The sequence below is a fragment of the Candidatus Parvarchaeota archaeon genome (assembly GCA_016866895.1).
GTDB lineage: Archaea > Micrarchaeota > Micrarchaeia > Anstonellales > VGKX01 > VGKX01.
In genome coordinates this window covers 1-10470 of record VGKX01000024.1, presented here as the reverse complement: position 1 = coordinate 10470, position 10470 = coordinate 1, and the positions used below count along the sequence as shown (strand labels likewise).

The window sequence follows — 10470 nt, the reverse complement described above, 5'->3', positions numbered from 1 at the left end:
TGACAATAGATATTTAAATTCTAATTATTCTATATAGACAAGTACAAAACAATGCAATTACGTAAACCTTTATAAAGAAAATCTTGGGGGTGTCCTGCATGTCAAAGACAAGGAAAATCCAGCTGACAGGAAAATCGACCTTCATTGTTTCGCTTCCAAAGGCATGGGCGACAAAAAACAACCTTGCGCAGGGCCAGGAGCTGCACCTGGACGAGATGCCTGACGGAACGCTCAAGATTGGGACGCAGAAAAGCGAGAAAAAAAAGCTTGAGATGAATCTCCATATTGACACCGGCTCAATCCCAAGCGAGCTTGCGCGCACGCTTCTCTCAGGCTACCTAAACGGTTTTGACATAGTGAACATGCGGTCAAAAAAGCCCTTCACGCACCCGATCAGGAAAACGGTGGTGGACTGTGTTGACAGGCTGATAGGCTACGAGATTGTGGATGAGAAGCCTGAACACATGATGATTCAGGACTTCTTTTCGCAGGCCGGGCTTTCCATAGAAAAGACGCTCAAGCGCTCGCACATGATTGCCTCAAACATGCAGCAGGAATTCGCGGCAGCACTTGAGGAAAGGCAGGCTTACAGGCTCAAGGAGATAATGGAGCAGGAGGATGAGGTTGACAGGCTTACTTTCCTTATTCAGCGCCAGCTTCGGCGGGCAATGGAAGATTCGGCGATGCTTGAGGTGCTGCACCTGCCTGCGCAAAAAGTCATAGAGCTGTACATAACCTGCAGCAGGGTTGAGCGGATTGCGGATAGTTTTTACAGAAATGCACAGGAGCTTATTGACATACCGACAAGCATAAGTTCCAATGGGGCCCTTTCACTGCTTTTGGAGGCAAACAGATTCACCTACGAAATGCACACACAGGCAATGCTTGCGTTTTACGAAAACGACAAGAAGACTGCAAACAAGCTTTTGGACGAGCACTCGGCTTTCATGGCAAAAAAAACAGAAACAATGAAAAGGATGCTTGGTTTTGCAAAAGTCGAGCCCCTTGCCCTGACAATACTTACACGGTACTATGACGTTGCAAACCTGGGGCGCGACATTGCCGAGATTGTGCTTGACATACCGCATGCACAAAATTTCGTGGATGAGAAAATTTGAGCGAAAAGACGCATATGGAAAAAAACTGAAAACATGCAAATGGAAAACTTGATAAGCGCAAAGGCGCGAAAGACAAGACAGGGGAATGCGGGTGTTTGAATGGTTTTGGATTATTGGCTTGTTGCAACGGTTGCCGGGCTTATTGCCCTTGTCTACCTGATGTACAAGGACGCAATCAGGCCGGGCTATTCAAAGGAGTGCATTGATGAAAAGGCAAGCTGGAAGAAGGGGAAGGCGGGGCGCTGAAGCCCGTTTTGCAGGTGGACCATGCCAAGAAATGCTGTGCAAATAAAAAAAAACCGGAGGAAGAGGGATGGAAAGTCCCCCATGCGCATGAGTCCTAGTGCGCAAAGCGGCGCGCATTTAGGAGAGGATGCGACTTATGGGATTTTCGGAATGCGAGTGTCAAAAAGGGTTGTCCTTCTCAATATTTCTGTAATGGCCCTGTTTCTTCTTGCAGTAGCATACTTTGCGCTATTGAGCAAATCAGAGCCTGTCTTGTACATAAGCGGTGAGAGGATTGGAAAAAATTCCATGCTCCAGCTGATTGACGGGGAGAAATACAGCTACCTTGTTGATGACTCGCAAAACAAGGGCCTTGTTGACTATGAAGTGAAGCGGCAGGGGGGCTGCATGCAAGTCAAGTACGGGGTGGGCCAGCTTGCCTATTCGCTTTGTTTTGCAAAAGACGGTCTGGTTTCAGGCCCTGGCACAGGGCAAGGCGCAGTGGCGCAAAACCAGCTAAGCGTGCAAATGGCAAAATCAGACCTCGGCGTGCCAAACATGCTTTTCAGGCCCTGGATGCTTGCACTTGAGCCTGGCTTTGAGTGGAGCGCCAACATAAGCTATGGCACAAGATTGGAAAGCCCTTTGTTTGCAAACGAGTACCTGACGCAGGAAACAAGCAGCGTCAAAGTCATTGGAGTTGAGGATAGGTTTGGAAGGGCGGCATACAAAGTAAGCGTTGTCGGAAGTTCGCCTGATAAAGGGCAAAGCAAGGTGACAATGTGGGTGGACCAGAAAAAAAGAATAATTCTTGAAGCGGTTGGGGAAGGATATTCGATGAAGATTGCAAAGGCGCCTTTCAACATCACAGGCAGCTAGGCTTAAGGCTTGTAGAGCACTTTTTTTTGATAAAAGGCCAGGGCAAGGCCGACGAGTGCAAAAAGCAGGATAACTGAAAGGATGCTGCTTTGGGCAGCATCCCTGTTGCCAAAAGTCTGGCTGCCTCCCTTGCCAAGAAGCTGCATTGGGCTAGGCCAAGACTGCGTGGAAATGTTTTCCCCGGACCGTGCATGCCTTGTGATTTTTGCAAATGGGACTGAGAAGTTGAAGGAGGAGCCAAACAAGTCGTAGGCGGAAAGCGACAACAAGTTATTGGGCGAAAGGCCGTTTGCATCGGCCTGAAGTACATAAACATAGGAAAACGTTGACGTGTCGTTTGCAAATGCGCCTGCAGAATTGGAAAACACGGATTTGTTGAGCCGCAGGGGAATTTGGCCTTGGCTTGACTGGCTGTAGTTTTCTTGGACTGCAGCGCTAAGGACAACTAGGCCTGACAAGCTGGCATCAGAAGAGTATGGAAAAATTGAGTAGTTGGCAAGTGGCGCTTCAAATGCTTGCTGCCTTGGCTGCAGGAAGCCAAAATCCCCCTGGCCTGCCTGCTGCGCGTCCGAGCCGCCCCTGCTGCCTTGCTGCGGAAATCCGGGGCTTGCAAATGAGCCTGCGATGTAAGAAAGGTTCCGATTGGAAAAAATAAGGATGAGAAGAGTTTCATTTTCCAAATCAGTGGCAAGAAGCGCAGGCCGCAAGACTGAAAAAAGAACCGGGCCTGACTCGATTGGGATTGAAAGGTTTGACTTGTCGGAAAAAGAAGGGGAGATGATGCTTGAAATTGTGCTTTTTGTGCAGCCGCACCCCTTTGAGCCGTCTGGAAAATAGGCGCAGCTGTAGGAGTGCCTCTGCTCAATTGCCTTGTAGCTGTAGGTTGCAGACGAGTCAACAGAAACGGCAAGTATTGGACGCTGGGCTGGATTTTTGCCAGGCCGCATGCCCTCAAGCTCAGTGTGCGAAAAAGGCACTTTGAGCAAGGCGCTAGGGGGCGCTGAAAACTCAAGCTTTCGCAAAGTGCTTGTTTGCACGGCCAAAGGCGAGTAACTCAGGGCTTCAAAAGAAAAGGCGAACGAATAGGCTGGCGGCGCAAGCTGGGCGTAAGTTATTGAGTCCTCCGGGCAGTCCGGGTGCGCCCTTGGACGAGAATGTATTCCAAAAGCCTCGTGTGAGTCGCCCCACAGCCAGGCAATTGAAGGCGGAAAGCTGGAGCTAGATGCCCCGTTTACAGACGGAAGAGGGTACAAAAGCCTTGCAAAGAAGAATTTTACAGGCGGCGGGTTTTCCTGTATGCCAAAAATATTCTGGCTTGTGCCTGAAAGCGAATTGAGCCTTGCAAGTGAGGAATTTTCAATGCCAAGAAACATGTCCTGGTAGGCAGGCCGTGAAAGCGCAAAAAGGCAGCCTGATGCAAAAAACAGGAGCAGGATTGATGCAAGCGCAGCCCTTGGCAAAATAATAAGTTGTTTGCCATTGTCAGCTAGCAAAGCTCCCACGCCCGCGCTGCCAAAGCCAGATGCAGCCTTCCTTGGATAAAAAGCCTTCTTGCAATCTTGGCTTGCCTGGACAGAATGGATTTGGCTTGTTTGGACAAAGCGAAGTGGCCCGGCCTGCCTTGTTTTGCGCCTGTTGTTTTTGCGCCTGCATCCGTTTTTGCGCTCGCACTTGTTTTTGCTGCAGCGTCAAATGAGGCCTTGGGGCCAAACCCTATCCCGTATTCTTCAGCGAATTTGGCAAGCTCATTTTCTTGTGAAAACACGATTATGATTTTTTTGTATTTTCCTGCAAGAATTCCGAGTTTGTCAATGCATTGGTGCGGGCTTGCAAGCGCTGTTTTGCCAATCTCCAAAAGCCGGCCCTTTTGCCTGCATGCCCTTCCGTGGGCCACAAGCCCGTCCCTTGCAATGCGCTGCGCCACAAGGCCTTCGAAATTTCTCTGGCTGAATTTTTTTGGGCAGATGCAATAGTAGCCCAAATGGCAAGCTGCCTTTTTGGCTAAAACAAAATGCCCAAGCAGGGATTCAACGTTTGACTGGGTTGAGCGCAGTGTTTTCCCCCGCGCCAGGCTGCTGCAAAGCGCAAGCCTTGCCTCAAATGCCGAGAGCACCGGAAGCTGTTGGGAAAATCCAAGCTTTCTTGCCCCAACCGCAAACGCCCGCCTCAGCTCCTTAAAACCTACCTGCATGACATGGCGTTTCTGGCCGCCACTTGTGTTTTCCGCGTCTCCTTCAGGCAGATAAATGGTGATTTTGTCTTTTTTCTTTTTTGAGCCAAAGTAAAAGGCTGTTGCAAGGAAAACTGCGCCAAAAACCGCCAGATAGGCAAGGTTTTGGGGATTTTGTGGGGCAAGCACTTCAAACCTTCGCGTCTGGCCAAGCAAAGAGGCATAAAAGGCGTTATTGCCCGGCTCAAGCCTGGCGCTTATTGTTGATATGCCATTGCTTAGCGGATATGTGCCCTTTGCATTAGAGCCTTCCTTCCAGACAGTTACATAAGAGTCAACCGGAAGCGAATCAACAGTCGCATTTAACACAAACACGTTTTGCGCAACTGGGAGAGTGCTTATTGACATGTTGGAAACATGGAGCCGGCCATTCCCAAGCCGCCTGCCATACTGGTCCGAAAGCACGACAAGATAATCGCCAGGCACGCCTGGGGCGTTTATAGCAGCGCTTCCAAAAAGGACCTGCTTGACTTGCCCCTTGCCTGCACTTACCCTTGAAACTTCGCCTTGCGCTGACACGAGCGAATAAGTCAGGTCAAGAAGGACTGGTTTTGAGTTGTTGGCATAAAACCTGAATGAGGCTTGCAGGATTTCATTTGGAAACGCGCGCTCCCTGATGGCAACCGCCCCAGGGGGTTGCTGGAGAGGCAAATCCCAGACAGCGCCTTTTTTCAGCCCGCCATCAGACCCAAAGGTGGCAACAGAGTGCAGGTATGCCTGCCCTCCGGCCGCTTGCTGCACAATATTAGGAGCCTGAGGAAGCTTTGGGAGGAACATGATTTTGGCCTGGCTTGCGGAGCCTGAAAATTCCATTCTGGAATAAACGCGCTGGTTTTGCCACGGCTGGTGGATTGCAAGGGATGAAAGCACCCCTGCAGCCCGCCTGGGGCCGCCAAGTGTGTTGATTGTGCCGTTTACCCAGACAAAATAGCCGCTTTGGCTGCCCATATTTGCGGACTGGGCTGGAAGAGCCGGAACCTGGAGGGCAAGGGCCTGGATGCCGCCTAGCTCAAGCCTTGATGGCTGCGCATTGCTTGAAAGCAAGGCAAAAGGGCCGCTGCCTGGGGTTTGCGGCTGGATAATTGAGCCGTCTTGCGAGAGCTGCAGGGATGCATCAGGCCCGACAAATATTATCGAATTGCCGCTGCCCAAAAGCCGTTTTTCAAAAAGCGCCAGCACTTGAGGGTAGGCGCCATTAGGGGCGACAATAATTGAATCTGAAAGCCTTGTGGAGTTTGTTAGCTTGGCGTGCCTCGCCTTCACGCCATAATTGGAAAGCTCCTGCAAAAATGCGGAGGCGAAACTTGGATAGTCGTCTGCGTCAATTGCAGGGTAATCCAAAAGCAGCACTTGGGACTGGGGTTTGGAGGCAAAAAAATAGGATTCAACTGAAGCCCCTGACATGCCAGATGAAACAAACTGGACGCTTTGAAATGGCACTAGGCCTTGCTGGCCTGTAGCATAGCCATAGTCAACAATGGTGATTTTGGGTGCCGTGCCTGCGGCAGGTTCTGACGCCTTGCTTGCTTGAGGCGCGGCTGGGCGCATTAAGTTAAGTTCAGGCGACCAGAGATAGATGAAGCCGATTAATAGTATTGCGCAAAAAATAAGCACTGCAAGCTTTTGCGCAGGTCTCATTTGGCATCATCCGGTTTTTTTGCAGCCGCCTTTTCAGCCCCTGGTTTATTGGCAGCTGCCTTTCCAGCGTTCTTTGCAGTGCCAAGGCAAGGCATCGAGCGCAGCCAGCCGATTTCATTTTGGTAAAAAGTGCGTATGTCTTTAATGTCGTGCAAAAGCATCAGGGGCCGCTCAAGTGAAAGGCCCCAGGCAAGAACCGGATACCTGCCGCAAAGGGGCAGGGAAACTTCTGGCCTGAAAATTCCAGCGCCCCCAAGCTCCATCCAGGCCTTCCTGTCCTCAAAATAAACCTCGATTTCAAACGAGGGCTCCGTGTAGGGGAAAAATGACGGCCTGAAGCGGATTTTGTCAAACCCTATTCTTTTGTAAAACTCGGAGAGGATGCCCAAAAGGTCGGACATTGTAGCTTTCTCCCAGACTATTATGCCTTCGACTTGGAAAAATTCCGCCAGGTGCTTGAAATCAGTTGCCTCCTTCCTGAAAACCTTGCCAACGCAAAAGTATTTTCCAGGGCCTGCGCCCTTGCAGCAGGAGACATGCCTTGCAGAAACTGCGGTAGTGTGCGTCCTGAGAACTGCTTTTTTTGCCTCGGCAGCCTGCCAGGCATACTTCCAGCCAGACTGGTGGCTTTTTGCGACCCTGCCAACAAGCCCCTTGTCCGAAGGAAGCTCCATGTCAAGATTTGCATAAAAAGTGTCGGCAAGCTCCCGGGCTGGATGGTCCTGCGGCTGGAAAAGTGCGTCAAAGTTCCAAAACGACGACTCTACAATGCTTCCCTCCATTTCCTCAAACCCAAGCTGCGCAAAAATGTCGCGTATGTTTTCGCGAAAGCGGGATATGACGTGCCTTTTTCCAACCTGCTGGCCTGCCACATCCTCAAGAATGTTGTATTTCCTCAAGGTCGCGTTCTTCCATTGCCCAGACATGATTAACTGGCGCGAAAGCTGGTTGATTTCAAAGGTTCCCTTGCCGCCTGACTGGTCCGAGCTTTGGTTTGCAAGCTGCAGCTGCGCTTGCAGACCGTGTTGAGTGAGCGCAAGCTCCAGGCTTTTGGATTCTGATTTTGTGGCTATTCCCCTTGACAAAAACTCTTCAAGAAGGCCCTTGTCAGGCACCCTGCCTTGCTGGATTTGCCGCAAGGAATCTTGCAGGCTGCCAGACTTCAAGGCCTCCATCCCTTGAGAAGTCGGAGAGACGGCCCCGCCTTGCAGTGATATCCAGCCCTTGCGCTTTGCCCAGGAAATGCCTATTTTTTTCTCTTGCTCGTCAAGAGAGCCTATCCCGGCTCCATTAATGGCCTTTTGCACAACCCGAAGCTCAGGAAGGCCGGCGCTGAGAAACTGGCCGCCCTCGCATGAAAGCCCGTAGGAAATTGCACTGTGCCTTTTGATTGACACGAGGCCTTTTTCCTCAAGCCATATCGCGGCCCTTGAGGCCTCATCAGGCAAAAGCCCTGCAGCAGAGGCGCACGCAGGCATGCCTTGGTGGCTTTGGGAAAGGGCGGACAAAAGCCTCTTTTCAAGCTGGTGCAGCTGCGACGGGAAGTGTTCGGGTTTTTGCACAAAAATTACCTCATGCAGCTTTTGAGAATCACGCAGCCTGCATTGGAATGGGACTTCAGTTTGCTTGTTATTGCTCCCTCATTGCTCCTGTCTTGACTTCTTGCCAACCAAGTTGAGATAAACATAAGATGAACCTGCAATCGCAAGGATGATTATCAATGCAAGCCCTTCAGGCCCCATGATAAGACCCGAAACTTTCCTGCTTGCGTTGCTGAAAAACTGCAGTATTTCGGATTCAAGGGACTCCTCGCGGATGAATACAAGCTCATATTTTGAGAGTATTTCGTCCCTCCAGCTTAGCGTGTTTATGTCATTGAACGGCACCTTTATGTTCTGCTCTGACAAGGCCGAAGGAAGGGGCTGGACAGATTCCACAAGGGAGTTTTTGGGAATTGAAATTGTAAGTGTGGTCTGTCGGTCGAGTATAATGTCGCGTTCATCATTGACCTTGAGGGAAAGTGCTTTGGGGTTAATTGAGTAGCGGATTGTGCGCGGCTTGTTTTGCTCAACTAAAAACACGCCTGTTCCCTCAACCTTTCCGGTCTTGTTGAAGATTGGAGTGGCCACATAGTCAATTATCAAAATGGCATTGCAAGTGCCGTAATCCTGGCTGCATTTTTTGACCTTTTGGGGCTTGATTCTCAGGTTCTCAACACCCACGTAAGCAGAGGAAACGTGGTACCTGACCTCCTCAATGCCTGTTCTGGTTTTCCACGAGCCCAAGTCGTTTATTGCAATGCCGCTTTTGTAAAGCTCCACCGAGTCCTTTGAATTTAGGTAAAGTGAGATTTCCTCCGTTATGTGGGCATCGCCGTTTTTTTGGGCCTCAATGTTGATTGAAACCGAGCGGAGCAAGAACTCGGCAGATGCCCCCCCGGCCATTATGAAAAGAAAAAGGAATGCCAGAGCAATCCTGGGCAAGATGTAATTTTGCCTGCTTTGCCCCCCATTCCGGCAAGCACCCGCTTGTGCCAAATCTCCCATGAAATTTTTTCAACTAGCACCTATTTAAAGATGCACATGCATTTAGTAAAATGTCTATGCCTGGCAGGCTGCCGAGGCAAAAAACCAAGGCGACTTGTAAGGGCTTTGTTTTGAGTGGTGTTCAAATGCCAGTGAAAATAACTTATTTTGGGCATTCAAGCTTCCAGCTTGAGGCGCAGGGTGCATCCGTAATGATTGACCCATGCAATGCACAAGTCATTGAGGGAAGGCAGAGGCTGATTCCAAGCGCGCTTGACACTGAAACTGTCAGGGGGGTTGACCTTGTGCTTGTAACGCACGAGCATGCAGGGCACTTTGACTCCCAGGCCATAAAACGGATTGTTGAGCGGACAAACGCAACAGTTGTGGGCCCTGTGCAGGCAATTGGAAAGCTTGACATAAATCCAAGGCTAATGATGCAGATTAAGGCAGGGCAGGAGTTTAGCGCCAGGGGCGTGCGGGTAAAGGTTGCCAAAGCCGTGCACCCGCAGTCGCAATGCCCTGTAGGCTACATTGTCCAAATGGGGGGCTTGTCAGTATATCATGCAGGAGACACCTACAATTACACTGGAATTGAGGCAAATTCGGCGACAGTCGCTCTGCTTCCAATAGGCGGAACATACACCATGGACGACAATGATGCGGCTTCCGTGTGCAGGCTGGCAAAATTCAAATACGCCATACCAATGCACTATGGAACCCACGACAATCTAGAGCAGGGCGCTGACGAGTTTGTAAGAAGGCTTGGTGAAACAACCAAGCCGGTTGTGCTCAAGCCTGGCCAGGCTGCAAACATAAACCCGCAATAGTGGACTGGGCAGCAAGCAGAGAGATATAAAGCTTGCTTTGGCAATTTTTACAAGGCGGCGGCTTTGCGGTTGCGCCTTGATTGAACGCCCCGTTGCAGGCGCCAGGGCGAAAAAAACTAAAACTAAGGTGAGACTTATGATTACAGGCGGAACAATAGATTATGTTGAGGCAAAAAGGGACAAGGAGGACAACATTGCCGGCATCGGGATTGACATACAGATACAGGAAGTGTCTGTGAACGGCAAAAATGTCAAGCTCAAATACACTTACATAGTCAAGTATGAAAGCGGGGTTGGCACGCTTAAGATGTCTGGAACCCTAAGCGCTGAGGAGGAGCCCAAAAAGGCGAAGGAAATAGACGACACATACAAAAAGACAAAGAAGCTTCCAGACGACTTTGCCGAAGTCGTTCTCAACTCCATCAACTTCACGTGCGGGACAAATGGGATATTTGTCATAAGGCCGCTAAACCTGACTCCGCCAATGGTTCCCCCAAGGATTGAAATATCTAAGGCGCCTGCAAAACCCTCGCCTGCTTCCTAGTGCAGGAAGGCTGCCTGGGGAAATTTTGGATAATGCCTTGTTTTCACTACAAGATTCGGAAAACCCGGGGGCAGCAATAACAACTCAAGGCTTTAGCAGGATTTCCATGCCGTCAAACGAGATTGTGGTGGCTGGGAAGATTTCCTGCGCCTCCTTTTCCAGTAGCGCCGGCTCGCCGTAGCGGGGGCTTATGTGTATTGCCACAAGCCTGGCCACCCCCGCCTGCTTTGCAACAGCGGCCGCCTGCGAAATGGTCGAGTGCTTTGTGGCCTTTGCTTCAGCCTCCTGCTGGCCTGAAAACGAACTGTCGTGGAAAAGTATGTCAGCCCCCAAGGCTGCACTAATGGTTGATTTGCACGGCTGCGTGTCGCCGGTATAGACGATTTTCCTGCCCTGCACTTTTCTTGCCACTTGCTCAAGCCTGATTTTCCGTTTCCCAACCATCACATGGCCCTGTTTTTGTATTTGCGTGAACATCTGG

Annotated in this window: 9 protein-coding genes; 4 read left to right on the top strand and 5 right to left on the bottom strand. The window is 50.4% G+C overall.

What is annotated here, in order from left to right:
• Positions 1-98: 98 nt before the first annotated feature.
• Complete coding sequence (locus FJZ26_01750; protein MBM3229129.1) at positions 99-1118, top strand: phosphate uptake regulator PhoU; 1020 nt, start codon at positions 99-101, stop codon at positions 1116-1118.
• Positions 1119-1385: 267 nt separating this feature from the next.
• Complete coding sequence (locus tag FJZ26_01745; protein ID MBM3229128.1) at positions 1386-2222, top strand: hypothetical protein; 837 nt, start codon at positions 1386-1388, stop codon at positions 2220-2222.
• 2 nt (positions 2223-2224) lie between these two features.
• Here FJZ26_01745 and FJZ26_01740 read toward each other — a convergent pair whose 3' ends face one another.
• Genes FJZ26_01740 through FJZ26_01725 form a run of 4 tightly spaced genes read right to left on the bottom strand, consistent with a single transcriptional unit; the run spans position 2225 to position 8573 of the window.
• Complete coding sequence (locus tag FJZ26_01740) at positions 2225-3724, bottom strand: hypothetical protein (protein ID MBM3229127.1); 1500 nt, start codon at positions 3722-3724, stop codon at positions 2225-2227.
• Complete coding sequence (locus tag FJZ26_01735; GenBank protein ID MBM3229126.1) at positions 3709-6090, bottom strand: hypothetical protein; 2382 nt, start codon at positions 6088-6090, stop codon at positions 3709-3711. Before FJZ26_01735 ends, FJZ26_01740 begins: the two co-directional genes overlap by 16 nt.
• On the bottom strand, positions 6087-7688 hold the full coding sequence (locus FJZ26_01730; protein ID MBM3229125.1) for a phenylalanine--tRNA ligase subunit alpha: 1602 nt from the start codon (positions 7686-7688) through the stop codon (positions 6087-6089). Before FJZ26_01730 ends, FJZ26_01735 begins: the two co-directional genes overlap by 4 nt.
• A gap of 42 nt (positions 7689-7730) precedes the next feature.
• The gene (locus FJZ26_01725; GenBank protein MBM3229124.1) at positions 7731-8573 is read right to left on the bottom strand and encodes a hypothetical protein; all 843 of its coding nucleotides are present in this window, start codon (positions 8571-8573) and stop codon (positions 7731-7733) included.
• A gap of 113 nt (positions 8574-8686) precedes the next feature.
• On the opposite strand from FJZ26_01725, the gene FJZ26_01720 reads away from it, so the two are divergent.
• Entirely contained in the window at positions 8687-9445 is a 759-nt protein-coding gene (locus FJZ26_01720; protein MBM3229123.1) for a hypothetical protein, read from the top strand.
• Between the two features lie 136 nt (positions 9446-9581).
• Positions 9582-9989: a hypothetical protein gene (locus tag FJZ26_01715; GenBank protein MBM3229122.1), complete on the top strand. Its 408-nt coding sequence runs from the start codon at positions 9582-9584 to the stop codon at positions 9987-9989.
• Between the two features lie 84 nt (positions 9990-10073).
• Here FJZ26_01715 and FJZ26_01710 read toward each other — a convergent pair.
• Positions 10074-10470 (bottom strand): ribonuclease Z (locus FJZ26_01710; protein MBM3229121.1); only part of this gene is annotated, 397 nt, incomplete at its 5' end.

Excerpts from the sequence above, each read along its gene's own strand:
- FJZ26_01750 (MBM3229129.1), top strand. The coding sequence starts at position 99 with ATGTCAAAGACAAGGAAAATCCAGCTGACAGGAAAATCGACCTTCATT.
- FJZ26_01745 (MBM3229128.1), top strand. The coding sequence starts at position 1,386 with ATGCCAAGAAATGCTGTGCAAATAAAAAAAAACCGGAGGAAGAGGGAT.
- FJZ26_01735 (MBM3229126.1), bottom strand. The coding sequence starts at position 6,090 with ATGAGACCTGCGCAAAAGCTTGCAGTGCTTATTTTTTGCGCAATACTA.
- FJZ26_01720 (MBM3229123.1), top strand. The coding sequence starts at position 8,687 with ATGTCTATGCCTGGCAGGCTGCCGAGGCAAAAAACCAAGGCGACTTGT.
- FJZ26_01715 (MBM3229122.1), top strand. The coding sequence starts at position 9,582 with ATGATTACAGGCGGAACAATAGATTATGTTGAGGCAAAAAGGGACAAG.